We start from the raw sequence: 23,838 nt of genomic DNA on the forward strand, positions 1-23,838 counted from the left end.
AAGAGTGCGTATAAAACGCACTCTTTCTTTTTCCTTCCGCGACATTGTCAAATTATTGCGTGATGTCCTCTGATTTAGGAGCTTTGCTGTGCGTGAACTTGATACTCCCGCTTCTGATAGCTACAACCAACGATTTGGTGGTACGCGACGTTTGTACGGTGCCAGTGAGGTTGAGATTTTACGTGCGGCGCACGTCTGCGTGATTGGTATCGGCGGTGTGGGATCCTGGGCCGTTGAAGCGCTTGCGCGTACTGGTATTGGAGAGCTGACGCTTATCGACATGGACGATGTCTGTGTGACCAATATCAATCGTCAGATCCACGCACTTTCGGGCACCATTGGCCAAAGTAAGATTGAGGTGATGGCGGAACGAGTGAAACTTATCAACCCAGATTGCAAAGTGAATTTGATTGATGATTTCATCACACCGAATAATCAGCACGAGTATCTCACTAAAGAGTACGACTATGTGTTGGATGCGATTGATAGCCTAACGGCGAAAGCCGCGCTACTGGCGTATTGCCGTAGCAACAAAATTAAGGTGATCACTATTGGTGGTGCTGGCGGGCAGGTCGATCCAACTCAGATTCAGGTGGCAGACTTAACCAAAACCATTCAAGATCCGTTGGCAAAAAAACTCAAAGATACCTTGCGCCATCGGCATAACTTTCCGAAAAATCCGGCGCGTAAGTTTGGTATTGATTGTGTCTTTTCCAGCGAGCAGCTCAAGTACCCGCAGGCCGATGGCTCCGTGTGTGCGGTGAAATCTACCGCCGATGGTCCGAAACGGATGGACTGCGCCAGTGGATTTGGCGCCGCAACTGTAGTGACAGCAACGTTTGGCTTTGTTGCGGTCGCGCGCATTGTTGACCGTTTGATCCAGAAATACCGTTAATGGAGGCATAAGATGAGCAGCGTTTCCCTCTTTGGTCACCAAATTACCAGCGATACTGTCATTGCCGAAATGACTCAGTGTCAGGGCTGGGAAGCTCGTTATCGCGCGGTTATTCAATTGGGTAAACAGTTACCCGTGATGTCCGAGACGGAAAAAAATGCGCAACTTACGGTTGCCGGTTGTGAGAGTAAAGTGTGGCTTTCTGGCGCTTTAGAAGAGGGCGTATGGCATTTTTCCGCCGATTCGGATGCGCGCATTGTACGCGGGCTTATTGCGCTCGTGATGGCGGCGTACAACGGCAAAAGTGCTAGCGCTATTTTGGCGTTTGATGTCGACCACTATTTTGAGCAATTGGGTCTGTTAAGCCATTTGAGCCCGTCTCGTGGCAACGGCTTAAAAGCCATTGTTGAGCAGATCCGCACTATGGTGTCGACGGAATAATCCTTATTCCGCCAACGGTTGAGTTAGAGAAGCTCAAGCGCCTTTTCAAGTGCGATGATCAATTGATCAACCTCTTCTTCGGTATTATATAAAGCGAAAGAGAGGCGCACTGTGCCAGAGACGCCAAGCGCGTCCATTAACGGATGGGCGCAGTGATGGCCCGCGCGCACTGCAATGCCCTGCTGATCAAGCAAGGTGGCAATATCTTGTGAATGGACCCCATCGACCACGAATGTCAGTACAGAGGCACTCGGCTGCACGCCGATAAGCCTCACATCACTTAGCTTTTGGAGTGCATTTTCCGCGCGTAATTTTAAGCGGTGAATGTGCTGCTCAATCTCATTGCGTGGTAGGCCTTGTAACCATTCGATAGCACTAGCCAGCCCGAGGGCTCCCGCCACATTCGGTGTGCCTGCTTCAAATTTGCCGGGCACTTGGGTAAAGGTCGTCTGCTCAAATGAGACATGCTCGACCATTTTACCGCCGCCATGCCACGGAGGCATGGCATCGAGTAAGGTTTGCTTACCGTAAAGTGCGCCGATGCCCGTTGGGCCATACAGCTTATGCCCTGAGAAAACATAAAAGTCAGCATTGAGAGTGGCCACATTGACGGGTTCGTGAACAATCCCCTGCGCGCCATCCACCACCACAATCGCGCCCGCCTTGTGCGCCATTTCGATAACCGTTTCAATCGGCTGGCGAGTGCCAGTGACGTTGGTGACATGAGCCAATGCCACAATTTTGCAGCGTGGCGACAGCAGCAGGCGAAAGGCGTCGAGATCAAATTGACATTGCGCGGTCATCGGTACCTTGATCACGTTGGCCCCAGTTTGCTCCGCAACCATTTGCCACGGCACTATGTTGGCATGATGTTCCATTTCACCAACTAAAATCTCATCACCGGCTTGTAAGGTACTTCGAGCGTAGGTTTGGGCGATAAGATTGAGCGCTTCAGTGGCGCCACGCGTCCAGACGATTTCATTGCGAGATTGGGCGCCGAGAAAATGAGCAACCGTGTCACGGGCGGCTTCAAATTGCGCGGTTGCGCTCGCGGTTAAGCTGTGACTGCCACGATGAACGTTGGCGCTATTTGAGCCATAGTAGCGCTGCAACACGTCAATCACACATTGCGGTTTTTGGGTGGTGGCTGCACTATCCAAATAAATCAACGGCTGCTGATTCACTTGCTGAGTTAATGCGGGAAATTGCGCTCGTATCTGGTTAATGTCAAAAGTGGCTGAACTCATTATCCACCCACTCCTTCATTGTGCACCCCATCGCCAAGCTCTTGGTGATAATTTAACGTTGGCTGAGTGATCATGGGCTCGGCGACTGCCCAGCCGTGTGCACGGTCGGTCAAATGGATCACAATTTCCATCGCAAACTCAAGCGCGGTTCCAGGCCCTTGACTGGTAATAAGGTTGTGGTTGACGTCTTTGACGACTCGTTTCACCCGCCAAAGCGCCAGGGGTATGGCGTGCTGAAAGCTAGGATGGCAAGTCATAATAGCTTTAGGGTAGAGCTGGTGATGCTGCAAAACGAGTGCTGGAGCGGCGCAGATAGCGGCCACCAATTTGCCTTCATACATTTGCTGGCGCACCAATTCAATCAGCAGTGGACTATCGCGAAACTGCTCGGCACCGCCCACACCGCCCGGTAAGACGACAGCATCGAATTCATCGTCCGCCACATCGACTAATTTGCAATCGGCGGTCAGCGTGACGCCTCGCGATGCCTTCATGGCTAAGGCGCCATCTGACGCGGCGCTTGCCGTGACCACGTCAAAGCCTGCACGCACCATGATATCGATGATGGTGATGGCCTCAAGCTCTTCGGTACCGGGGGCAATGGGGACTAAAATTTTTTTACTCATAAAGAACTCCGAGGATCCCGACAGGGAACAAGTGTCGCATCCAGTTCGGTCATCGATTGATACAGCGCCAGATTGTTGGGGACGTCGATACCATGTTTGGCTGCGCAATCAATCAGATAGCCTGTGATAAAGTCGATTTCACTGCGACGTTGAAAATAGCGGTCTTGATGCATTGAAGAATAGTTTGCGGCCGTTGCCTGATAGACAGTTTCTACCGCGCGTTGTATATCAGAAGCGCTAGTAACAATATGTTCGGCGTTCATTACAGCACTTATCTCGCGGTACAACTCAGTCAATGTGGCTTGAAATCTCGCCTGAGCAAGCTCGCCATTACGCACTTGATGCAGCGCGGTAAGTGGATTGATAGCACAATTCACTGCCAACTTGTGCCATAGCGCCGCAGTGACATTTTCGTGCCAATTGGCAGGCGCAAGCGCGTGATCAAAGACCTCGGCGAGAAAATCGCAGCGTTTCCCCGCCTCATTGAAGCCCCCTAACTGGGTAATGCCATGGCCTGTGTGGGCGATAGGCAGCACCTCGGTATCGAGTTTTTGCTCGGTTAGTGCACCATGGGTTGTGGTGGCCAGCACGATGGGATTATCAGGAAAAGCCGCAGCGACAGGCGTGGCCGTTCCCATCCCATTGTGCATTAAGGTAATCACAGTATCACAATTTAGCTGCCCTTGAAGCGGCAATAACGCATCAAGCACTTGCCACGCTTTGGTGGTCACTAACAGTAGATCGGCACGAGTGAGTTCACTAAGCTGGTTGTTGGCAAGGGAAATAATGTTGGCTTCGTCAATACGTCGGTGAAGTAGCGGCGCAGGATCGCGACTCCAAAAACTGACGCGGTGGCCTGCTTGACTGAGGTAGTGTGCCCATAGGCTGCCGACCGCACCTGGACCGACAATTACGATATTCATCATATCACCGCTGGTAACAAAGAAATGCTAGCAAGAATAATCGCTTCACCGATGAATGCCAATCAATCTTGATGACCATGTTTAAGAAGCGGGTAGGAAAGTGTCGCATCGAGCATGGAGGGAATAAAAAATGGCGCTGTTGAGCGCCATTTTGAAAGTTCGGTATCGCATCATAGTTGATGCTGAAAACGAATTAGAAGTTGTATTGTAGGCGGTAGATCATCAGATCTTGGTAGCCTTCACGACCCAATTTGTTCACTGTGTAACGGTATAGTACACCCGTTGCCCAGTTTTGGTTGATGTTCCACATCGCGTTAACTGAGCCGTTCAGACCCCAGTTGTCGCCTTGAGCTGCTGCGTATGCTGCTTGACGATCAAACTCGTATTCACCCCAAGTAGAGAAAGTGAAGTTTTGGTTACCGATGTTGGTGTTGTAGAAACCAACCCAACCAGCCATGCCGCCGTTTGCGCCTTTCACATCACCAGAGTTGATTTCATGGATACCGATAAATGGGGTGAATGCCCAACCGTCGCCTTTAAGGCCAGTGTAGCCAAGACCAACGACACGGTTTTGCTCATGGAAACCATTGTCTGCGTCAGTGTTGTAGATTTGCGCGTAAAGGCTCACACCTGAATCGGTTAGATTGTAGTGAATGGTGCCTTTGGTTGATGCGCCACGGTCGCCAGAAGCGCGGTCTACGCCTTCGTAATCGTAGAAACCGTAGATTTGACCCCAAGTAAAGCCTGCGCCACCTTCAATACCGATAACTGCTTGGTTACGGTCAGAGATGTCGCCACCAAAGTTGTCGTTGTCGTTACCGATACCGTGGTCCCACACTTGGTAGTCTGCATACATACCACCGAAACCAAATAAGTATTCTGCTTGAGCAGGAACAGCTGCAACCGCGGCTACTGCGCTTAGTGCTAAAAGTGATTTACGCATTTAGAAAGTCTCTTTACTTGCTACAGAGGTCACGCAAATCTTTGCGCGAACGTTTTCGTTGCGCGCATAATAGCGATTTATCTCCCAATTAAAAGTGATCTGAATGAAAAAGTTGAATATTTTAGGTGATCAAGATCAAATAAAATGACATTTCTATGGAACTTACTGACTTTTATGCAAACGATTGCTTTTTATTAAATCTATCATTAATGGTTTTGTATTTATAAGTTCAAAAATAGCGCATTGCGCGCCACGCTTTTCACCAGTGAGGTGATCGCTCTTTCGAAGGTTTGCGTAACACTAAGGTGATTGCCTTTTTGGAGAGCGCTATGAGCCAATTAATGCTGTTTCCTCTGTCGTCGACGGTATTGCCCGGTGGGAGAATGAAATTGCGCATTTTTGAACCCCGTTATCGCCGCCTAGTGCGAGATTGTTGTGAGCGCGATACGAGCTTTGGAATGTGCTTGGTTGATAAGGACACGAAAACGGGCGAAACGCAGCTGTCGCACTTTGGCACTATGTGCCGAATCATCGACTTTGAGCTGCTTGATGATGGCCTTCTAGGCATCACCGTCGTCGGCGAGCAGCGGTTTCAAATCAATCATATTGAGGTCGAGAGCGACGGCTTAAGAGTGGCCGATGTCGAATTGCTACAGAATTGGGCTCCGACGCCGTTTTCCCCTCAAGACAAGTCGTTAAGCCAGCATTTAAAACGGGTATACGGTGAGTTTCCGGTGATTGCAGAGCTCTACGCCGATTGCCATTTTGATGATGCGACTTGGGTTGCGCAGCGTTGGATGGAGATTTTGCCGCTGTCAAAGCCGTTATACGAGGCGTTGGTGAGTAGTGGCGATTGTCAAAATGCGGTTGCGTTTTTGCGGCATACCATTGAAGAGCCGCAACAAACACCCAGTTAGATGCATATCGAGCTGTTTAGGTCAAACGTAATGAAGGCGGTTATCTGTTTGCGTTGTTAAGGGATTGGGTGGTAAGTGTTACAAGATTTGATCCATTGCCATCAATCTGCGTACACTAGTGAAAAGGGTTATTTTCCTGAAATGCATACCCAAGTAACCTCTAGATGTATGGCTCAGCGAGCCTGACTTGGGTCGTCAGTGAGGCGAGGATTTGAAGATTGAGTGGCTCTCAATCGAGTCACAGTTATCGCCGTCAAACGGTTCGAGCGCGCAGGACAGCGTGTTCGAGTAGGAAGGGCAGTTATGGTCAACAAAGATCCGCAGACAATGACAAAGCAGGATTGGCAGCATTGTATGGAGCGTGTAAAGCGGCGTGATAAGGCTGCTTTTGCTGTGGTGTTTCACTACTTTTCTCCACGATTGCGTCAATTTGCTTATAAACATGTGGCAAATGAGCAGGTAGCGCTTGAGTTAGTGCAGGAAACAATGGCGGCTGTCTGGCAAAAATCTCATCTTTTTGATGGCAGTAAAAGTGCGCTTTCGACGTGGGTTTATACGATTGCACGCAATTTGTGTTTTGATTTGCTGCGCAAGCAAAAAGGGCGTGAGCTGCATTTACATGCCGAAGACGTCTGGCCGGGTGAGTTTTATCCACCGGATCTCGTGGCTCATTACTCACCCGAGCAAGATCGCTTAAAACAACAAGTGATTAAGTTTCTCGATACGCTGCCGCAAGCACAGCAAGATGTGGTTCGCGCTGTCTATCTTGATGAGTTACCTCATCAACAGGTGGCGGATATGTTTGATATTCCTCTTGGCACAGTAAAATCGCGTTTAAGGCTCGCGGTCGAAAAGCTGCGCCACACGATGCACTTGGAGTAACAATGAATAAGCATCCTGATCAAGAGTTGTTGCAGGCATACGCCTGCGGGGAAATTGACGCGGTGATGGGGCTTGTGGTGGCATTGCATATTACTCAGTGCAGTGCATGCCGCGCGCAGGTTCATCAGTTGGAAAATGAGTTAGCAAGCCAGTTTGAAATGGCCAGCGACTTTGCATTTTCGGGTGGAGATGAAGAGTGTCTTGCCTTAGAGGCGATGCTCGACGGTATCACCGACTTGCCGTTAATGCGCAGTGAGATTCGGATTGCTGAGCCGCGAGATGTAAAAGTCAACGGTCGCTCATTTCCCTTACCCAAACCGCTATGGCCGTTTGCGGATAAGTTGAGTGAATGGCGTAGTTATGGCGGCAAAGTATTCAGCGCCGAAGTGATGCTAGAAGAAACCGCTCGAGTTAATCTGATTTACATCGGCGAGAATGTTCGCATTCCCCAGCACACCCATAAAGGCAAAGAGGCGACTTTAGTGCTTCACGGAGGCTTTAGTGATGAATCCGGGCATTATACGGCCGGTGATTTACTCGAGCGCGATGGGCGGCATAAACACAGCCCTTTCACTGCTGAAGGGGAAGAGTGTTTGTGCCTCACCGTATTAACCGAGCCGATGTTGTTTACTGGCGTCGCGCGAGTCTTCAACCGCTTTGGTAAAGGCATGTACCCTTAAGCTGGCATTTTTAACCGCCATTCGCTATTGGTTTTGCGCCGCTTTGTTTAATAGTGCAGTGAAATAGCGGCGCAATGAATAGAGCATGACAAGGCTTGGAATGACCATCAGCGCGGTTAAAATAAAGAACCAAGGCCAGCTATCAAGATAGTCCATCAGTTGGCCACTAAATGACGCAAGCGTTGTTCGGCCTAAATTGCCCAGTGACGCTAAAAGCGCGTATTGTGTAGCTGAAAACGCTTGACCTGTCAGTAAGGTCAAGAAAGAGACGAACGCGACGGTTGAAAACGCAGTGGTAAAATTATCAATGATCACTGTGGCCAAAAAGAGCGACTCACTTGGACCTTCTTGCGCCATCCACGCAAACATCAAATTACTGCTTGCCATGGCAATTCCGCCAAGCATTAAGCCTCGAACGATACCAAATTTGACGTTGAATAAGCTGCCGAGTAGCGTAAAGAAGACAGTCGCGCCCCATCCGATAAGCTTTGAGTAATGGCCAATTTGTTCATTACTGAAGCCCACTTCTTTGTAAAAGAGGATCGACATTCGGCCAAGGAACGCCTCGCCGATTTTGAACAAAAAGACAAACAGCAGTAATGTGAGCGCGATTTGCACGCCATTACGACGAAAGAAATCGAGAAAAGGTTCAATCAGGGTGACGGAGAGCCAAGTTAATATCGATGATTGAATCACTTGATGATGACGTGCTTCGGCTTGCTGTTGTAACTCGTCGCGCTGCGTTTGAGGTTCATGCACGATAAGGGTAAATAACATGAGAAGGCCAACAATCGCGGCCATGCCAAAATAGACCCCATTCCACCCGATGTCGTCGGCGTTAATAAAGGCCAAATACCCTGGCAGCGAATAGCCTGTCCACCATCCCATGACTGCCATCGCCGACGCTTGTGGCAGTTTACTGGCTTGTGATTTCGGAAAGGTATCAATTCGAAACGCATCAATGGCGACATCTTGGGTCGCTGAGGCAATCGCAATCGTCAATGCCAATAACGAGGTTAACCACAATTGGTGCGCAGGGTTGAGCGTTGCAATGACAAGTGTGCCCAGTAACATGATGCCCTGACAAGCAAAAATCCAACTGCGGCGCTGGCCCAACCGATTGTGCAATATCGGCAATTTGACGCGGTCAACCAAAGGGGCCCAAAGAAAATTAATCGCGTAGACCGCAAAAACGCTACCAAAAAAACCGATAGCGCTACGGGTTAACCCGGCATCTTTTAACCAGCCAGACATGTTAGAGCCAATAAGAACCCAAGGAAAACCACTTGAGCAGCCTAGCATAAAAACCCAGAGCAAGCGGCGGTCGAGATAACTGGTTACACTATCGCGCCAACTGGGTGTTGTCGAAGGCTGCATAAAAAATCCTTGAGTAATAAAGTCGAGGCTAAGATCAGCTTAGCCTCGAAATGGCAATGACGTTTTGAGGCGGGGTTATTGCGCGAGAGTCGCTTTGGTTATCACTATTGGCGTTTTGGGAACATCCGCCATACCACGCGAGCGACCTGTTGGCTGCTGCGCCATTTTTTGCACAACGTCAAAGCCTTCCACCACTGTGCCAAAGACAGCATAACCAGGCGGTTGCATGTTGTAGTTTAGAAAATCATTATCAACAAGGTTAATGAAAAATTGGCGTGTTGCGGAGTTGGGGTTGCTGGTGCGCGCCATTGCGATTGTCGCAGCGTCGTTAGTTAAGCCATTTGCCGCTTCGTTTTTGATCGGTTCATACGTACTTAGAAGATTAAGCGATTCATCAAAGCCTCCCCCTTGCGCCATAAACCCGGGGATCACACGATGGAACTGGCTGCCAACATAGCTACCGTCTTCCACATAACGCATGAAGTTGGCAACCGTGATCGGCGCTTGCTCTTGATTGAGTTCAATGACAATCGTGCCAAGGGTCGTCTCAAACGTCACTTTGGGACCAGCAAAAACCGCAGAGCTCAGTAGCGCAAGCGATAAAATCAGTGAACGTAGCATTAGAAACGCTCCCGCATGTAGTTTTGCAGCTCTTTATCTGCAGCGATATCAGCAAGCACAAGGTTAGTCACATCATTTAACACCATCTCGATGTCTTGATCGGACGCACTTAACACACCAGTACGTTTTGCAGTGCCAGTATAGGTTTTGACCAATTTGCCTTTTGGTGTCTCGGCGGTAACAGCAAGCACAACCAGAGCGTCCATTTCATTTTCCATCACGGAATGCTTCACGTTAACTAAGGCATCTTGCAGCACCATGGTCACACTATTGTTACTGGTCATGCTGGTGTGAAAACCTTGAGACGCTAACTGTTTGGCCAGTTGGTTTTCTAGGGTGATGCGTAGATTTTGCTGCGCGTGAAGTGGAATGACATTAGCGCGGCCACTGTCAACCAAAGCGACATATTGCGCTGTTCGTACATCTTTACTGGTCAAGGTAAAACTCTTGCCATCAGCAATCGGATTGGTGCTCAAAAAGGCTTGAGGGGCAAAGTTCAGTTGTGGCGGCTGCGGCGCAGAGCAAGCCGTCAATAAGACTAATGAAGCGGTAAAAAGCCATTTTTTCATTATCAATTCCTTGGTTGACGTAAAAAGGGCGACGTTACGAGTGAACGTCTTTTTCAATGCCCTCAATATACTATGAATTTCTTCGATGTGGGAAAGGTGACTCAGGCTTTTGTTGCCTGCAAAATCACAAACTTACTATTTGACGCCACGAAAGCAACATTATTGGGGCCAAACAGCCGTTTCAACTTGGCGTCATAGCCGAGGTGGCGATTGCCGATAACCCGCAGTTCGCCCCCCGTTTTTAGCACTCGCTTGGCATCGCAAAACATTTGCCAGGCGATATGGTCAGTGACCGCTTGCTGTTGGTGAAAGGGTGGGTTGCACACAACCAGATCCGCCTGTTGTGGTGCAAATCCATCTAAACAATTATTGGCCTTGAAAGTGGCTTTGGCCGCTAGCGCATTATCATCGATGGCGAGAAACCGTTGCAGGTTAATTTTCGCTGATGCTAATGCCATATAGCTTTCATCGACGAGGGTGAGATGAGCTTGAGGATTGAGCGCCGCGAGTTTGAGCGAAAGCACACCGTTGCCACAACCAAGATCGATAATGTTCTGATACTCCGCTTTCTTTGGCAGGTGTTCTAAAATAAACCGCGCGCCTAAATCCAAACTTTCACCAGAATAGACATTACTTAAATTGGTCAGTTCTAATCCGTGTTCTGGCACTGTCCATGTAGAAGATTCAGGTGCGGCTTCTACAGGCACAGCGTTGGCATGAGCGAACACCAAACGGTGCTTTTTCCACGCCAGGGATGTGTGAGTTGTACCAAGATAACGCTCAAATAATTTTAGCGTTGAGCTGTGAATGTCTCGCGCTTTATTGACCGCAATAACCAGCGTCGATTGATCGAGCTTGGTCCGTAATTGATGCAGTTGCCACGTCAAATAACGGTTGTTTTTCGGCAGTTGCATCAATACTAAGTCAATATTTTCTGGCCAAGGATCGAGCGAGGTTAAGAGGGTGACTGAGCCGTCAGCGACCCCGTTTTCAGCGAGGTTGGCTTCAATGCCTAAGCGGGCAATGTGCGAGTCCGTCATGCTAAACACCAAGTGGTGTGCCCCAAACCAACAGCTCAAGGCACCAAAACTGTCATTAAGGATCAAAATTCGCGAATGGGGCGCGAGCGATGATGACTCGATATGAGAGATGAGGTATTCGTCGCCGGCATCCCAGGCTTGGAGCGTCTCATTGGTTAGCTTTGGGTAACGGTACAAATCTAAACTTCGATTAAGAAGCTGCAGTTGAGTTTTGATCATGACGTGTGCTGAACGCGAAGTTGATATCAGAAATTTCGTGGCTATTGTCGCAAAATGATCGACAACATGGTAGAAAAATGCGTGCCAAGGTGTGTTACATGGCGCATATGTTATCTCTAGCCTATTGTTATTGAAGAGAATAAATCGTCGTCTCAATTGGAAATCTTGGGATATACTTGAGTAAGCGTGACGTTATTGACCTAACTCGCGTACTGTGAGGCTTTTATCAGAGCGAGCTTTCTCAGGTTTGCTCACTGTCAGTGGTAATAAAGGGAACTTAAAATGATCCAAGAAGTCATTGAAACCAAGTTACACCAAACTTTCATGCCAACGCACTTAAGTGTGATCAATGAAAGTTATATGCACAATGTGCCACAGGGCTCCGAAAGTCACTTCAAAGTCGTTGTCGTGAGTGACCGTTTTGAAGGGCAGCGTCTCATCCAACGTCATCGTCAGATTAACCAAGCTCTTGCTCGAGAGCTGGAACGCCACGTTCATGCTCTGTCGATTCATACTTATACCGACAGTGAGTGGCGTGTGGTACGAGATGGTGTGCCAGATAGCCCGATGTGCATGGGCGGTGGTAAAACCGCAGGGCAATAATTCGAGCCCTCGCAAAAAACACAAAAAAAGTGGGTAAAAAGATGGCGCTAGGCCATCTTTTTTTATTCCTTTTACTGCATCAGCTTTGTGCGCTGGTTAAAATGGCAAAAACAATATTTTCGCATGTGACAAGCCATGAATGGTGTTAATTGAATGTTTCTAAATATGAATGGGTGCATTCAGTTTTCGCATAACATTACAGCTTGTGTGTGCGGTGCGTCATAGTTATGGACATTGTTTAAACGATAGGACGGACATCGTTAGAAATAAAACAGGGATTAGCATTTTAGGTCATGGCATCAAACTCGTAAAAAATGCTAAACTACTGCACCTGATAATTCCCGTTCATATTTTGTGATTGGGTGTTTAATAGGATGTTGCGATTTTGGCGTGGTTCCAACGTCAAAACCGGACACAGATGTCGTGTCTAAAAAGTTACGCAATTAAAAGAATCTTTTTCCCGATAAAGTAGTGCAAGTGCGTATGATTACAATAAAGAAGGGTTTGGACCTGCCAATCGCGGGTACTCCATCCCAGGTGATTAATGATGGTAATCCCATCAATAAAGTCGCCTTGCTTGGCGAAGAGTACGTGGGTATGCGTCCAACTATGCATGTCCGCGTAGGCGATGAAGTGAAAAAAGCTCAAGTTCTTTTTGAAGATAAAAAGAATCCTGGAGTGAAATTTACTTCGCCCGTCAGCGGCAAAGTTATTGAAGTGAACCGTGGTGCAAAACGTGTTCTTCAATCTGTTGTGATTGAAGTGAGCGGTGATGCCCAAATCACATTTGATAAGTTCGAAGCGAATCAACTCGCTGGCTTAGATCGCGCTGCGATCACGAGTCAATTGGTTGAGTCTGGTCTTTGGACAGCTTTGCGTACTCGACCGTTCAGCAAGGTTCCCGCAATCGACTCGTCAACTCAGGCCATTTTTGTGACGGCAATGGATACCAATCCATTAGCAGCGCAACCTGAGATCATCATCAATGAACAATCTGAAGCGTTTATCGCCGGCTTGGACATTTTGTCTGTGTTGACCAGCGGTAAAGTTTACGTGTGTAAGTCGGGTGTGAGCCTGCCGCGTTCAGCTCAAACTAATGTGGAAGAGCACGTATTCGATGGTCCGCACCCTGCGGGTCTTGCGGGTACGCACATGCACTTCCTTTATCCAGTTAGCGCTGATTTCGTCGCTTGGAGCATCAACTACCAAGACGTCATTGCGATTGGTCAACTGTTCCTAACGGGTGAGCTATTCACACAGCGTGTTGTGTCTCTTGCAGGCCCTGTGGTGAATGAGCCGCGTCTTGTGCGTACGATCATGGGTGCCGATTTGGACGCTTTGACCAACAATGAGTTGATGCCGGGCGAAGTGCGTGTGATCTCAGGCTCGGTACTTTCAGGTACACAAGCCAGTGGCCCACATGCTTATCTAGGTCGTTACCACTTACAAGTTTCGGTATTACGCGAAGGGCGTGATAAAGAGCTGTTTGGCTGGGCGGTTCCTGGTAAAAATAAATTTTCTATTACACGTTCATTCCTTGGTCACTTCTTTAAGGGTCAGTTGTACAACATGACCACGACGACCAACGGCAGTGACCGTGCCATGGTACCCATTGGCAACTATGAGCGCATAATGCCACTGGATATTCAACCTACCTTATTGCTTCGCGATCTTTGCTCTGGCGATAGTGACAGCGCGCAAGCGCTTGGTGCACTTGAGCTTGATGAAGAAGATTTGGCATTGTGTACTTTTGTTTGCCCAGGCAAATACGAGTACGGTCAATTGCTTCGTGAATGCTTAGATAAAATTGAGAAGGAAGGGTAAGTTTCATGGGCCTTAAAAAGTTTCTTGAAGACATCGAGCATAACTTTGAGCCGGGCGGCAAGCATGAAAAATGGTTTGCACTGTACGAAGCGGCGGCAACGCTGTTTTATACGCCGGGTCTGGTAACCAAACGAAGCTCGCACGTTCGTGATAGCGTCGACCTCAAACGCATCATGATCATGGTGTGGTTTGCGGTATTCCCAGCGATGTTCTGGGGTATGTACAACGCAGGTGGTCAAGCCATCGCAGCGTTAACACATCTTTATTCTGGCGACCAACTTGCACAAGTGGTGGCGGGCAACTGGCATTACTGGCTTACTGAAATGCTTGGCGGCACTGTGTCTGCTGAAGCCGGTTGGGCAAGTAAAATGTTGCTCGGCGCAACGTACTTCTTACCTATCTACGCAACGGTATTTATCGTTGGTGGTTTTTGGGAAGTGTTGTTCTGTATGGTGCGCAAGCACGAAGTCAACGAAGGCTTCTTTGTCACATCTATCTTGTTTGCTCTTATCGTTCCACCAACCTTGCCGTTATGGCAAGCGGCGCTGGGTATTACCTTTGGCGTGGTGGTTGCAAAAGAGATCTTCGGTGGTACAGGGCGTAACTTCCTTAACCCAGCGTTAGCCGGTCGAGCCTTTTTGTTCTTTGCTTATCCAGCACAGATCTCAGGCGATCTTGTCTGGACTGCGGCCGATGGCTTCTCTGGTGCAACAGCGCTGAGCCAATGGGCTCAAGGTGGTAATGGCGCGCTTATCAACAACATCACGGGTGCTCCTATCACTTGGATGGATGCCTTTATTGGTAACATTCCAGGCTCGATTGGTGAGACATCAACCTTGGCACTGATGATTGGTGCAGCACTTATCGTTTACATGCGTATTGCCTCTTGGCGTATCATCGCCGGCGTTATGATCGGTATGATTGCGACGGCAACGCTGTTTAACGTGGTGGGCTCTGAGACCAATCCAATGTTCAGCATGCCTTGGCATTGGCATCTTGTGCTTGGTGGTTTTGCGTTTGGTATGTTCTTTATGGCTACCGACCCAGTATCTGCCTCATTTACCAATAACGGTAAATGGTGGTACGGCATTTTGATCGGCGTAATGTGTGTCATGATCCGAGTAGTAAACCCTGCGTATCCAGAAGGGATGATGTTGGCAATTCTATTCGCGAACTTGTTTGCACCTTTATTCGACCATGTCGTTATCGAGAAGAACATCAAGCGGAGACTAGCGCGCTATGGCAAGTAATAACGATAGCATTAAGAAAACGCTGGGTGTTGTTGTCGCATTGAGCCTTGTGTGTTCAATCGTCGTATCAACCGCAGCGGTCGGTTTGCGTAGCAAGCAGCAAGAAAACGCAGTACTTGATAAGCAGACCAAAATTTTGGAAGTGGCGGGCATTGACCCGACCAGCGCCAAAGAAGTACCAGCGCTCTTTGCACAATACATTGAGCCGCGTTTGGTTGACTTCAAAACCGGGGATTTTGTTGACGGCGATGCTGGTGCCTATGATCAGCGCGCAGCCGCAAAAGATCCTGCTCAATCGATGAAATTGAGTGCCCAAGATGACACGGCGAAAATCATTCGTCGAGCCAACGTGGGTGTGGTTTACCTCGTGAAGCAACAAGGTCAAATTGATCAAGTGATTTTGCCGGTTCACGGTAACGGTCTATGGTCAATGATGTACGCATTTGTTGCAGTACAAACCGACGGTAACACCATCAATGGTATTACTTACTATGAACAAGGTGAAACTCCGGGATTGGGTGGTGAAGTTGAAAACCCATCTTGGCGTGCTCAGTTTGTGGGTAAGAAGCTGTTTGATGAAAGTCAGCAGCCAGCAATTAAGATTGTCAAAGGCGGTGCACCTCAAGGTTCACTTTACGCGGTTGATGGCCTATCAGGAGCAACTCTGACGGCAGTTGGCGTGCAGAACACCTTTGACTTCTGGCTTGGTAATAACGGCTTTGGTCCGTTCCTTGCCAAAGTACGTGACGGAGGTCTGAACTAATGTCCAGTGCTCAAAACATGAAAAAGAGCTTGATGGCACCGGTGTTGGATAACAACCCGATTGCATTACAAGTTCTTGGCGTCTGTTCAGCGCTTGCTGTAACGACGAAATTAGAAACGGCATTTGTTATGACGATCGCGGTTATTTTTGTAACGGCGTTGTCTAACTTCTTCGTTTCGTTGATCCGTAACCACATTCCAAACAGCGTGCGTATTATCGTGCAAATGGCGATCATTGCCTCGCTAGTAATTGTGGTAGACCAGATCTTAAAAGCGTACCTTTACGACATTTCAAAGCAGCTATCAGTATTCGTTGGCCTTATCATTACTAACTGTATTGTAATGGGTCGTGCTGAAGCCTTCGCAATGAAGTCAGCGCCGCTACCGTCATTGATTGACGGTATTGGTAATGGTTTGGGTTACGGTTTTGTTTTGATCACTGTGGGTTTCTTCCGTGAACTGTTTGGCTCAGGCAAACTGTTTGGCATGGAAGTGCTACCACTGGTTAATAATGGTGGTTGGTATCAGCCAAACGGCTTGATGCTTCTGGCCCCATCAGCATTCTTCCTGATCGGCTTCCTTATCTGGGCGATCCGTACGTTCAAACCAGAACAAGTAGAAGCGAAGGAGTAAGGGCGAAATGGAACATTATATTAGTCTGCTGGTGAAATCGATTTTCATCGAAAACATGGCACTCTCTTTCTTCCTTGGTATGTGTACCTTTTTGGCGGTATCAAAGAAAGTAAAGACCTCTTTTGGCCTTGGTGTTGCGGTTGTAGTGGTATTGACCATCGCCGTACCAGTAAACAACTTGGTTTACACCTACCTGCTTAAAGAAAATGCTCTCGTTGAAGGCGTAAACCTAAGCTTTTTGAACTTCATAACCTTCATCGGTGTGATTGCGGCGCTAGTTCAAATCCTTGAGATGATCCTAGACCGTTTCTTCCCACCTTTGTATAACGCGCTGGGCATCTTCCTACCGCTTATCACAGTTAACTGTGCGATCTTTGGTGGTGTCTCTTTCATGGTGCAACGTGACTACAACTTCGCAGAATCTGTGGTTTACGGCTTTGGTGCTGGTGTCGGTTGGATGCTCGCTATCGTCGCACTTGCAGGTATCCGTGAAAAGATGAAGTACTCTGATGTGCCTCCGGGTTTGCGTGGTCTGGGTATCACGTTTATCACGGTGGGTTTGATGGCGTTAGGCTTTATGTCTTTCTCTGGTGTGCAACTGTAAGTCGGGTAAGCCGCAACAATTAAGGAATAGTCAATGGACATTATTCTTGGTGTCGTGATGTTTACTCTGGTACTACTGGCGTTAGTGTTAGTGATTTTGTTCGCTAAATCTAAGCTAGTACCAACAGGTGACATTACAATTTCGGTCAATGGCGATCCTGAAAAAGCGATCGTGACCTCTCCTGGTGGCAAGCTGCTTAGCGCGCTTGCTGGTTCAGGTGTGTTCGTTTCTTCTGCCTGTGGTGGCGGTGGCTCTTGTGGTCAGTGTCGCGTTAAGGTGAAATCTGGCGGTGGTGACATTCTACCAACCGAGCTTGACCACATTTCAAAAGGTGAAGCGCGTGAAGGTGAGCGTCTAGCATGTCAAGTGGCAGTGAAAACTGACATGGACATCGAGCTTCCTGAAGAGATCTTCGGCGTGAAGAAGTGGGAATGTACCGTTATCTCTAACGATAACAAAGCGACGTTCATTAAAGAGCTTAAGCTGCAAATTCCTGATGGTGAATCAGTGCCTTTCCGCGCTGGTGGTTACATTCAGATTGAAGCGCCGGCGCACCACGTGAAATACGCAGATTACGATATTCCAGCGGAATACCGTGATGATTGGGAGAAGTTCAATTTGTTCCGTTATGAGTCAAAAGTGAATGAAGAAACCATTCGCGCGTACTCAATGGCGAACTACCCAGAAGAGCACGGCATTATCATGCTGAACGTGCGTATTGCGACGCCGCCACCAAATAACCCAGATGTGCCACCAGGCATTATGTCATCGTTTATCTGGTCACTGAAAGAGGGTGACAAGTGTACGATTTCGGGGCCATTTGGTGAGTTCTTTGCCAAAGACACCGATGCGGAAATGGTCTTTGTCGGCGGTGGTGCTGGTATGGCGCCAATGCGTTCACACATTTTCGACCAGCTTAAGCGTTTGCACTCTAAGCGCAAGATGTCTTTCTGGTATGGCGCACGCTCTAAGCGCGAAATGTTCTACGTTGAAGATTTCGATGGCCTAGCGGCTGAGAATGATAACTTCGTATGGCATTGTGCACTGTCTGACCCACTACCAGAAGATAACTGGGATGGCTACACAGGTTTCATCCATAACGTATTGTATGAAAACTACTTGCGCGATCATGACGCGCCAGAAGATTGTGAATACTACATGTGTGGTCCACCGATGATGAATGCTGCCGTGATTGGCATGCTAAAAGATCTCGGGGTGGAGGATGAGAATATCCTGCTCGATGATTTCGGTGGCTAATTTCTTCTTCATTGAAGCGCTAGCGGTGTCAGCGGCATAAACCTTCCGGTTCGCCGGCTGCCCTAGTCACATAGTGATCTATGCTCCTAGGGAAAGGTTGATTTGCCTCCTTGCTATCACATCAATGAACTTGAAATATATTGTTATACGAAAAGCTACATTGTGGCTGACTCTTGAGTCAGCCATTCTTTTTTCCACCCAGTGGATATAAGAGAGTGGATGAATATCAACCATTGCCTTATGTTTTCTGATCAAACTTTAATGGGAGTGAACAAGTGAAAAATTGGCTTGTTGCTTTAGCTTCTTTGGTGATTTTGGTTGGCTGTGAGCAGCCTGCTGAACAAGTGCACCTCTCCGGCCCCACAATGGGCACCAGTTATAATATTAAGTATCTTAACCATGACGCTCTGCCGACACCGCAAAACGTGCAGCAGGAAGTCGACCGTTTGCTTGAGCAAGTGAACGATCAAATGTCGACTTACCGACCAAACTCGGAGCTGAGTCAGTTCAATCAACACGACAGCGCAGCGCCTTTTAAACTTTCCCCAGAGACTGCCACCGTGGTGAAAGAAGCGATTCGTTTAAACGGTCTAACGTTAGGTGGGTTGGATGTGACTGTGGGGCCTTTGGTTAACCTATGGGGGTTTGGCCCAGAAGCTAGGCCAGAGCGTGTTCCAACCGCCGCAGAGTTGGACGCGCGTCGCGCTATGGTGGGCATTGAGTTATTAACCCTTGATAGTAATGCCCTCAGCAAAGCAAGATCAGATCTCTATCTTGATTTGTCACCCATAGCCAAAGGGTGGGGCGTTGATGTCGTGGCCGATTATCTTGAGCGCATTGGTGCCAATGACTATATGGTTGAAGTCGGTGGCGAAATTCGCTTAAAAGGCATTAACCAAGCAGAGATGCCATGGCGTATTGCGATAGAAAAACCGACCGTAGGCGAGCGCGCGGTTCAAGAGATCATCGCACCGGGGGATATGGCCATCGCTACCTCTGGGGATTATCGTAATTATTTTGAGCACGATGGCGTGCGCTACTCTCACATTATCGACCCAAGCACAGGTAAGCCTATCAACCATAAGGTGGTGTCGGTGACTGTGCTTCATCCGTCGTCGATGACAGCCGATGGCCTTGCTACTGGATTAATGGTGCTAGGCGCAGAGCGAGGCATGCAAGTGGCGCAAAATAACGACATTGCCGTCTTGATGATCGTCAAAACAGAGCAAGGCTTTGAAGAGTATGCCTCTGCAAAGTATCAAACTTTAATTAATAGCAGCAGTGAGTAAGTGATGAATACTTTTTTGATCACCTTTGGCGTGTTTGTGGCGGTGATTGCTGCCATGGCGGTTGGATATATTTTTCAAAAGAAAGTGGTAAAAGGCAGTTGTGGTGGTCTTGGCGCTGTGGGCATTGAAAAAGTGTGTAACTGCCCAGAGCCTTGTGATGCGCGCAAGAAGCGCGAAGCACGTGAAGCCGCTCGTCAGGCAAAACTTGCCGAGTGGGATAAAGACCGTATTGCCTAATTCAGTTAAGGGACGCAGCGCAAACCGTCATGCGCTGCGATTTTATTTAGACTCTGTATCTTGACGATACTTAGGTATATACTGGTTTTTTGAACAGTATTTTGTGGTGAAGTATTTTGTGTGACGCCGTGGTGCGCAAAATCATCCATGTCGATATGGATTGCTTTTATGCCGCAGTCGAGATGCGTGATAATCCCGCTTATCGCGGCATTCCCCTCGCCGTAGGTGGTAGCGAAAAACAGCGCGGAGTGATCAGCACGTGCAACTATGAAGCGCGTAAGTTCGGAGTACGTAGCGCAATGCCGACCGGTCGCGCTCGTCAATTGTGCCCCAATTTGACCGTGGTACCGGGACGTATGTCGGTATACAAATCGGTCTCGCAACAAATTCGAGCGATATTTCGTCGCTATACAGAAATCATCGAACCATTGTCGCTCGACGAAGCGTATCTTGATGTTACCAACGCGACGGCTTGTCATGGCTCCGCTACCTTGATTGCTGAAGCGATTCGGCGCGATATTTGGAACGAGCTCCAATTAACCGCTTCTGCTGGTGTTGCGCCACTAAAATTTCTCGCCAAAGTTGCCTCAGACATGAATAAGCCGAACGGGCAATTTGTGATCCCGCCTGATAAAGTGCAGCAGGTAATAGATACTCTACCACTAGAGAAGATCCCTGGGGTGGGCAAAGTGAGCCTTGAAAAGCTGCATCAAGCAGGCTTTTTCGTGTGCCAAGACATTCGCCACAGTGATTATCGCACGGTATTGGCGCAATTTGGCCGTCTTGGCGCCTCGCTATGGAAACGAAGTCAAGGCATTGATGAGCGTGAAATCGTAGTAGAACGTGAGCGTAAGTCCGTTGGCGTGGAGCGTACCTTCAGTGAAAATATTCACAGTTTTGAGCAGTGCTGGCAGGTGATTGAGCAGCGTCTGTTTCCTGAGCTAGAAATGCGTCTTGAGCGTGCAACAGCGAACAAAAAAATCATCAAGCAAGGGATCAAGGTTAAATTCGCGGACTTTCAGCAAACCACCATCGAACATGTGCACGGTGAGCTTGAGCTTGACTATTTTCGCGAGCTACTGCGTGAGGTACTCACGCGGCAAAAAGGGCGTGAAATTCGGCTGCTGGGGCTGAGCGTTGCGCTACCTCCAGCCTGGCAAAGTCAGCAATTATCGATGTTTGACTGACTACTTGAAGTTGCAGCGCGTTTTGTTAACGAGATAAGGACTGGCACTCACAAACCTCATCACATAGTTTGTCTATGTTCACGAAGTGCTCAGCGGTTTTGTTCGCTGGTCGCCTACCTGCAACGCCAAGTTGTTTGGCTATACACGCCACTATAATGAAATACTGCTATGGTTATTCAGTATCCGGCTTGAACCGAGCAATAAACACGTAAAAACAAAATCGAAAGGGAGTGGCAATGATGACGAGTCGATGGCGTTTGTTGCTTGTATCTGTTTTCACCTATTGTGTGCTCAATACCGCAGCCATCGCGGCGCCATGCCGCGTTGCAATAGAAAATGAAATACGACTGAATAACCGCCAAATTACGATAGAAAATCAGCAAGGTGATATCGCAGCGCTGACGGCAACCAATCAGCTCAAACTCAATGGAGTGAAGCAAACACTGAGCCCTGAGCAGCAAAGCGCATTAGAGCGTTACCGTAGTAATGTTTTAACCTATCTTCCCAAAGCGCATGCGCTGACGGAGAAAACTCTAATTTTAGCCCACCAAGTGCTTGATGAAGCGGCACTTAGTGTGGCAAGTCCTGGTGTGTTTGACGGGGCTAAAACATCATTAACCGACTTTGTGACGCAGTGGCAGAGTCAGCTCAACGTTGACGGAGATTGGACCATTCCAGTCACACAAATGGGCCAGTTTTCGCAGCGTTGGCAGGGGGATTTGGAGCAGGCAAAGACGCTCCTGAGCCAAGCCATGACGACGAGCGCGTTTGAGCTTATGACACAAGAGATGGCGCAAAATGGACGGATTAACCTGACTGAATTGTCGCAAAAAATAAGTGAGTTGAGCCTTGCGGTAAAAAAACGCATGCAAGAGCACAAAGGTGAGCTTGACCAACAGTGGCTCAACTGGTGCCAGTCATTGGCGCAAACCGAGCTGCATCAGCGCGAGCTTCAGCAGCTAGTACCGCAATTGCAGCCATTCTCAGCAATTAAAGTGGAGCGCTAATTGCGGCGAAGTATACCTGTCCCACTTGAAATTGCAGGGGTGTTGGCTGGCTCTCGCAAACCGCATCACATAGTTGTCTATGTTCACGAAGTGCTCAGAGGCTTTGCGCGTTTGCCGCCTACCTGCAACGCCAAGTTGTTTGGGTATATCTGTGGGGCTGTTTCGTATATGAGCACATAAATTTCAAATTGGGCGCCCATTGTCCGATAATTTTGCTTGTCTCGCTTCATTGCTTAGGATATCGTACTAGCTAGCTAGTTTAATGATGCGGTAGTAAAGTAGTATGACGCAGCAAACCTCTTCTTCTCGTGAACATTTTGGCTCAAGACTGGGCTTTATTTTAGCTGCAGCTGGCGCGGCGGTTGGCCTAGGTAATATTTGGGGCTTTCCAACGCAAGCGGCCAGTAATGGTGGCGGCGCATTCTTGTTGGTCTATTTGGTGATGATCCTTGTCGTCGCCTTTCCTATGCTGGTGATTGAAATGGCCATTGGCCGTCACGGTCAAGCAAACCCTGTGGATAGTATGCGCTCACTGACAAGCAGCCCTGCTGGTAAGCGTGTGGGTGAAGTCGTTGGTTGGGTCGGCCTAAGTGTGCCTTGTTTGGTACTAGCGTTTTATAGCATCGTCGGTGGCTGGATCATCTGCTTTATGCTGGGCGCGATAACTGAATTGGCCGGTCTTGAAGCAGCAACCGCATGGTTTAAAGGCTTTAGTATTGAACGCAACGTCTTTGGCACAGTAGTGTTCTACCTTCTGACGATTTACATCGTGCAAGGTGGGGTAAAGCAGGGCATTGAGAAATGGTCAACACGCCTTATGCCAGCGCTGTTTGTGTTGTTTGCCGTGCTGTTTGTCTACATCATGACGCAAGACGGAGCGATGGAAGGCCTCAAGCATTATCTGGTGCCCGATTTTTCTCAAGTGTTTGATCGTAAACTGGTGCTGGCAGCAATGGGACAGGGCTTTTTCTCGCTGACCATTGGCGGCTGTTCAATGCTGATTTACGGCTCTTACCTTAGTAAGAAAGAGAATTTGCCTAAAATGGCGATGAACGTCACTTTAGTTGATACGGCTGTCGCGTTTATCGCAGGCTTAGTGGTGATGCCAGCGATGTTTGTTGCGATGCAAAAAGGGGTCCAAATCTACGCAGAAGATGGCTCGCTACTCAACTCAGATACGCTTGTATTCCAAGTGCTGCCACTGATGTTTGATAGTCTAGGTTTTGTCGGTCAGCTTTTTGCCGTGGTCTTCTTTTTACTACTGACTATTGCTGCGCTAACGTCGTCTATCTCTATGTTGGAGTGTCCGGTTGCGCTGGTGAGTGAACGCTGTGGCACGCGCCGAGGTGTAACCTCTTGGGCGTTAGGCGGTTTGATTTTGCTGTTCAGTGTTTTCATCTGCTTTAACTTTGGCGCGCTGTTTGGCTTGGTAGCAACGGTATCGACTCAGTATGTTCAGCCAGTTGCGGCGCTACTATTTTGCCTCTTCGGCGGTTGGGTATGGAGCCGAAATAGTAAAATCAATGAGCTTAAGCAAGGTAATCCAGAATTTGAGCAGGGCTTCTTTGGTAAAATTTGGCCTGCTTATGTGAAGTTTGTGTGCCCGTTATTAGTGGCAACCGTGATTTGGGCATCCTTGGGATAAGTTTGTTAGTTTGGGTATGAGCTTGTCTTGCTGATGAGCTTGTACCTAACGTCCGTTTGATGAACGCGAAGGGAAATAGTGAGAGTTAAAACGGAACATGCTCATAGCCAGTGATCATCAGATAGTCACCAGCGCAACCCTGACTTGAGCATTCAAAAAG

Annotated in this window: 25 protein-coding genes; 17 read left to right on the forward strand and 8 right to left on the reverse strand. The window is 48.4% G+C overall.

Annotation, left to right across the window (positions count from 1 at the left end; all coding sequences use genetic code 11):
• The first annotated feature begins 88 nt into the window (after window positions 1-88).
• Together tcdA and csdE are read left to right on the forward strand one after the other, a co-directional pair.
• Window positions 89-895: a tRNA cyclic N6-threonylcarbamoyladenosine(37) synthase TcdA gene (tcdA, locus tag HGP28_RS09445; protein WP_168836211.1), complete on the forward strand. Its 807-nt coding sequence runs from the start codon at window positions 89-91 to the stop codon at window positions 893-895.
• Window positions 896-907: 12 nt separating this feature from the next.
• Window positions 908-1,336 carry a cysteine desulfurase sulfur acceptor subunit CsdE gene (csdE, locus tag HGP28_RS09450; protein WP_168836212.1) on the forward strand — a complete coding sequence of 143 codons (429 nt, stop codon included), beginning with the start codon at window positions 908-910 and terminating at the stop codon, window positions 1,334-1,336.
• Between the two features lie 23 nt (window positions 1,337-1,359).
• Here the strand turns inward: csdE and csdA are convergent, their stop codons facing one another.
• From csdA to HGP28_RS09470, 4 genes are all read right to left on the reverse strand, one after another.
• Window positions 1,360-2,583: a cysteine desulfurase CsdA gene (gene csdA, locus HGP28_RS09455; protein WP_168836213.1), complete on the reverse strand. Its 1,224-nt coding sequence runs from the start codon at window positions 2,581-2,583 to the stop codon at window positions 1,360-1,362.
• On the reverse strand, window positions 2,583-3,209 hold the full coding sequence (locus tag HGP28_RS09460; RefSeq protein ID WP_168836214.1) for a DJ-1 family glyoxalase III: 627 nt from the start codon (window positions 3,207-3,209) through the stop codon (window positions 2,583-2,585). The genes csdA and HGP28_RS09460 overlap by 1 nt, the downstream gene beginning before the upstream one ends.
• Window positions 3,206-4,132, reverse strand: a complete 927-nt coding sequence (locus HGP28_RS09465; RefSeq protein ID WP_168836379.1) for a 2-dehydropantoate 2-reductase — start codon at window positions 4,130-4,132, stop codon at window positions 3,206-3,208. The genes HGP28_RS09460 and HGP28_RS09465 overlap by 4 nt, the downstream gene beginning before the upstream one ends.
• A gap of 193 nt (window positions 4,133-4,325) precedes the next feature.
• A complete protein-coding gene (locus tag HGP28_RS09470; protein WP_168836215.1) occupies window positions 4,326-5,075 on the reverse strand; it encodes an outer membrane protein OmpK in 750 nt (249 codons plus the stop codon).
• Window positions 5,076-5,404: 329 nt separating this feature from the next.
• Here HGP28_RS09470 and HGP28_RS09475 point away from each other — a divergent pair, with 329 nt between their 5' ends.
• The 3 genes from HGP28_RS09475 (at window position 5,405) to HGP28_RS09485 (ending at window position 7,554) form a co-directional block, all read left to right on the forward strand.
• Window positions 5,405-5,992 (forward strand): LON peptidase substrate-binding domain-containing protein, encoded by a 588-nt coding sequence (locus tag HGP28_RS09475; protein WP_168836216.1) that lies wholly within the window; start codon window positions 5,405-5,407, stop codon window positions 5,990-5,992.
• A 303-nt stretch (window positions 5,993-6,295) separates the two neighbouring features.
• Window positions 6,296-6,874 carry an RNA polymerase sigma factor gene (locus HGP28_RS09480; RefSeq protein ID WP_168836217.1) on the forward strand — a complete coding sequence of 193 codons (579 nt, stop codon included), beginning with the start codon at window positions 6,296-6,298 and terminating at the stop codon, window positions 6,872-6,874.
• 2 nt (window positions 6,875-6,876) lie between these two features.
• Window positions 6,877-7,554, forward strand: coding sequence for a ChrR family anti-sigma-E factor (locus HGP28_RS09485; RefSeq protein WP_168836218.1), 678 nt, complete (start codon window positions 6,877-6,879; stop codon window positions 7,552-7,554).
• Window positions 7,555-7,578: 24 nt separating this feature from the next.
• Here HGP28_RS09485 and HGP28_RS09490 read toward each other — a convergent pair whose 3' ends face one another.
• From HGP28_RS09490 to HGP28_RS09505, 4 genes are all read right to left on the reverse strand, one after another.
• Window positions 7,579-8,931: an AmpG family muropeptide MFS transporter gene (locus HGP28_RS09490; RefSeq protein WP_168836219.1), complete on the reverse strand. Its 1,353-nt coding sequence runs from the start codon at window positions 8,929-8,931 to the stop codon at window positions 7,579-7,581.
• A gap of 75 nt (window positions 8,932-9,006) precedes the next feature.
• Complete coding sequence (locus tag HGP28_RS09495) at window positions 9,007-9,552, reverse strand: peptidylprolyl isomerase (RefSeq protein ID WP_168836220.1); 546 nt, start codon at window positions 9,550-9,552, stop codon at window positions 9,007-9,009.
• Complete coding sequence (locus HGP28_RS09500; RefSeq protein WP_168836221.1) at window positions 9,552-10,121, reverse strand: YajG family lipoprotein; 570 nt, start codon at window positions 10,119-10,121, stop codon at window positions 9,552-9,554. The genes HGP28_RS09495 and HGP28_RS09500 overlap by 1 nt, the downstream gene beginning before the upstream one ends.
• A gap of 101 nt (window positions 10,122-10,222) precedes the next feature.
• Window positions 10,223-11,377, reverse strand: coding sequence for a methyltransferase (locus tag HGP28_RS09505; protein ID WP_168836380.1), 1,155 nt, complete (start codon window positions 11,375-11,377; stop codon window positions 10,223-10,225).
• A gap of 285 nt (window positions 11,378-11,662) precedes the next feature.
• On the opposite strand from HGP28_RS09505, the gene bolA reads away from it, so the two are divergent.
• The 12 genes from bolA to HGP28_RS09565 all read left to right on the forward strand — a co-directional run bounded on the left by bolA (window position 11,663) and on the right by HGP28_RS09565 (window position 23,678).
• Window positions 11,663-11,983, forward strand: a complete 321-nt coding sequence (gene bolA, locus HGP28_RS09510) for a transcriptional regulator BolA (protein ID WP_168836222.1) — start codon at window positions 11,663-11,665, stop codon at window positions 11,981-11,983.
• Window positions 11,984-12,466: 483 nt separating this feature from the next.
• A complete protein-coding gene (locus HGP28_RS09515) occupies window positions 12,467-13,807 on the forward strand; it encodes a Na(+)-translocating NADH-quinone reductase subunit A (protein ID WP_168836223.1) in 1,341 nt (446 codons plus the stop codon).
• Between the two features lie 5 nt (window positions 13,808-13,812).
• Window positions 13,813-15,057 (forward strand): NADH:ubiquinone reductase (Na(+)-transporting) subunit B, encoded by a 1,245-nt coding sequence (locus HGP28_RS09520; protein ID WP_168836224.1) that lies wholly within the window; start codon window positions 13,813-13,815, stop codon window positions 15,055-15,057.
• Complete coding sequence (locus HGP28_RS09525) at window positions 15,047-15,820, forward strand: Na(+)-translocating NADH-quinone reductase subunit C (RefSeq protein ID WP_168836225.1); 774 nt, start codon at window positions 15,047-15,049, stop codon at window positions 15,818-15,820. Before HGP28_RS09520 ends, HGP28_RS09525 begins: the two co-directional genes overlap by 11 nt.
• The gene (locus HGP28_RS09530) at window positions 15,820-16,452 is read left to right on the forward strand and encodes an NADH:ubiquinone reductase (Na(+)-transporting) subunit D (protein WP_168836226.1); all 633 of its coding nucleotides are present in this window, start codon (window positions 15,820-15,822) and stop codon (window positions 16,450-16,452) included. The genes HGP28_RS09525 and HGP28_RS09530 overlap by 1 nt, the downstream gene beginning before the upstream one ends.
• A gap of 7 nt (window positions 16,453-16,459) precedes the next feature.
• Window positions 16,460-17,056 (forward strand): NADH:ubiquinone reductase (Na(+)-transporting) subunit E, encoded by a 597-nt coding sequence (gene nqrE, locus HGP28_RS09535; protein ID WP_168836227.1) that lies wholly within the window; start codon window positions 16,460-16,462, stop codon window positions 17,054-17,056.
• 33 nt (window positions 17,057-17,089) lie between these two features.
• Window positions 17,090-18,313, forward strand: coding sequence for an NADH:ubiquinone reductase (Na(+)-transporting) subunit F (gene nqrF / locus HGP28_RS09540; protein ID WP_168836228.1), 1,224 nt, complete (start codon window positions 17,090-17,092; stop codon window positions 18,311-18,313).
• A 275-nt stretch (window positions 18,314-18,588) separates the two neighbouring features.
• The gene (locus tag HGP28_RS09545; RefSeq protein WP_168836229.1) at window positions 18,589-19,602 is read left to right on the forward strand and encodes an FAD:protein FMN transferase; all 1,014 of its coding nucleotides are present in this window, start codon (window positions 18,589-18,591) and stop codon (window positions 19,600-19,602) included.
• Between the two features lie 3 nt (window positions 19,603-19,605).
• Window positions 19,606-19,839, forward strand: a complete 234-nt coding sequence (nqrM, locus tag HGP28_RS09550; RefSeq protein WP_168836230.1) for a (Na+)-NQR maturation NqrM — start codon at window positions 19,606-19,608, stop codon at window positions 19,837-19,839.
• 128 nt (window positions 19,840-19,967) lie between these two features.
• Window positions 19,968-21,026, forward strand: coding sequence for a DNA polymerase IV (dinB, locus tag HGP28_RS09555; RefSeq protein WP_343033854.1), 1,059 nt, complete (start codon window positions 19,968-19,970; stop codon window positions 21,024-21,026).
• Between the two features lie 236 nt (window positions 21,027-21,262).
• On the forward strand, window positions 21,263-22,033 hold the full coding sequence (locus HGP28_RS09560; protein ID WP_168836232.1) for a DUF2884 family protein: 771 nt from the start codon (window positions 21,263-21,265) through the stop codon (window positions 22,031-22,033).
• A 283-nt stretch (window positions 22,034-22,316) separates the two neighbouring features.
• Window positions 22,317-23,678, forward strand: coding sequence for a sodium-dependent transporter (locus HGP28_RS09565; protein WP_168836233.1), 1,362 nt, complete (start codon window positions 22,317-22,319; stop codon window positions 23,676-23,678).
• Window positions 23,679-23,838 lie beyond the last annotated feature (160 nt).

The organism is Vibrio agarilyticus (genome assembly GCF_012641465.1).
Classification (GTDB): Bacteria; Pseudomonadota; Gammaproteobacteria; order Enterobacterales; family Vibrionaceae; genus Vibrio; species Vibrio agarilyticus.

Excerpts from the sequence above, each read along its gene's own strand:
- csdE (WP_168836212.1), top strand. The coding sequence starts at position 908 with ATGAGCAGCGTTTCCCTCTTTGGTCACCAAATTACCAGCGATACTGTC.
- csdA (WP_168836213.1), bottom strand. The coding sequence starts at position 2,583 with ATGAGTTCAGCCACTTTTGACATTAACCAGATACGAGCGCAATTTCCC.
- HGP28_RS09460 (WP_168836214.1), bottom strand. The coding sequence starts at position 3,209 with ATGAGTAAAAAAATTTTAGTCCCCATTGCCCCCGGTACCGAAGAGCTT.
- HGP28_RS09465 (WP_168836379.1), bottom strand. The coding sequence starts at position 4,132 with ATGAATATCGTAATTGTCGGTCCAGGTGCGGTCGGCAGCCTATGGGCA.
- HGP28_RS09470 (WP_168836215.1), bottom strand. The coding sequence starts at position 5,075 with ATGCGTAAATCACTTTTAGCACTAAGCGCAGTAGCCGCGGTTGCAGCT.
- HGP28_RS09475 (WP_168836216.1), top strand. The coding sequence starts at position 5,405 with ATGAGCCAATTAATGCTGTTTCCTCTGTCGTCGACGGTATTGCCCGGT.
- HGP28_RS09480 (WP_168836217.1), top strand. The coding sequence starts at position 6,296 with ATGGTCAACAAAGATCCGCAGACAATGACAAAGCAGGATTGGCAGCAT.
- HGP28_RS09485 (WP_168836218.1), top strand. The coding sequence starts at position 6,877 with ATGAATAAGCATCCTGATCAAGAGTTGTTGCAGGCATACGCCTGCGGG.
- HGP28_RS09490 (WP_168836219.1), bottom strand. The coding sequence starts at position 8,931 with ATGCAGCCTTCGACAACACCCAGTTGGCGCGATAGTGTAACCAGTTAT.
- HGP28_RS09495 (WP_168836220.1), bottom strand. The coding sequence starts at position 9,552 with ATGCTACGTTCACTGATTTTATCGCTTGCGCTACTGAGCTCTGCGGTT.
- HGP28_RS09500 (WP_168836221.1), bottom strand. The coding sequence starts at position 10,121 with ATGAAAAAATGGCTTTTTACCGCTTCATTAGTCTTATTGACGGCTTGC.
- bolA (WP_168836222.1), top strand. The coding sequence starts at position 11,663 with ATGATCCAAGAAGTCATTGAAACCAAGTTACACCAAACTTTCATGCCA.
- HGP28_RS09515 (WP_168836223.1), top strand. The coding sequence starts at position 12,467 with ATGATTACAATAAAGAAGGGTTTGGACCTGCCAATCGCGGGTACTCCA.
- HGP28_RS09520 (WP_168836224.1), top strand. The coding sequence starts at position 13,813 with ATGGGCCTTAAAAAGTTTCTTGAAGACATCGAGCATAACTTTGAGCCG.
- HGP28_RS09525 (WP_168836225.1), top strand. The coding sequence starts at position 15,047 with ATGGCAAGTAATAACGATAGCATTAAGAAAACGCTGGGTGTTGTTGTC.
- HGP28_RS09530 (WP_168836226.1), top strand. The coding sequence starts at position 15,820 with ATGTCCAGTGCTCAAAACATGAAAAAGAGCTTGATGGCACCGGTGTTG.
- nqrE (WP_168836227.1), top strand. The coding sequence starts at position 16,460 with ATGGAACATTATATTAGTCTGCTGGTGAAATCGATTTTCATCGAAAAC.
- nqrF (WP_168836228.1), top strand. The coding sequence starts at position 17,090 with ATGGACATTATTCTTGGTGTCGTGATGTTTACTCTGGTACTACTGGCG.
- nqrM (WP_168836230.1), top strand. The coding sequence starts at position 19,606 with ATGAATACTTTTTTGATCACCTTTGGCGTGTTTGTGGCGGTGATTGCT.
- HGP28_RS09560 (WP_168836232.1), top strand. The coding sequence starts at position 21,263 with ATGATGACGAGTCGATGGCGTTTGTTGCTTGTATCTGTTTTCACCTAT.
- HGP28_RS09565 (WP_168836233.1), top strand. The coding sequence starts at position 22,317 with ATGACGCAGCAAACCTCTTCTTCTCGTGAACATTTTGGCTCAAGACTG.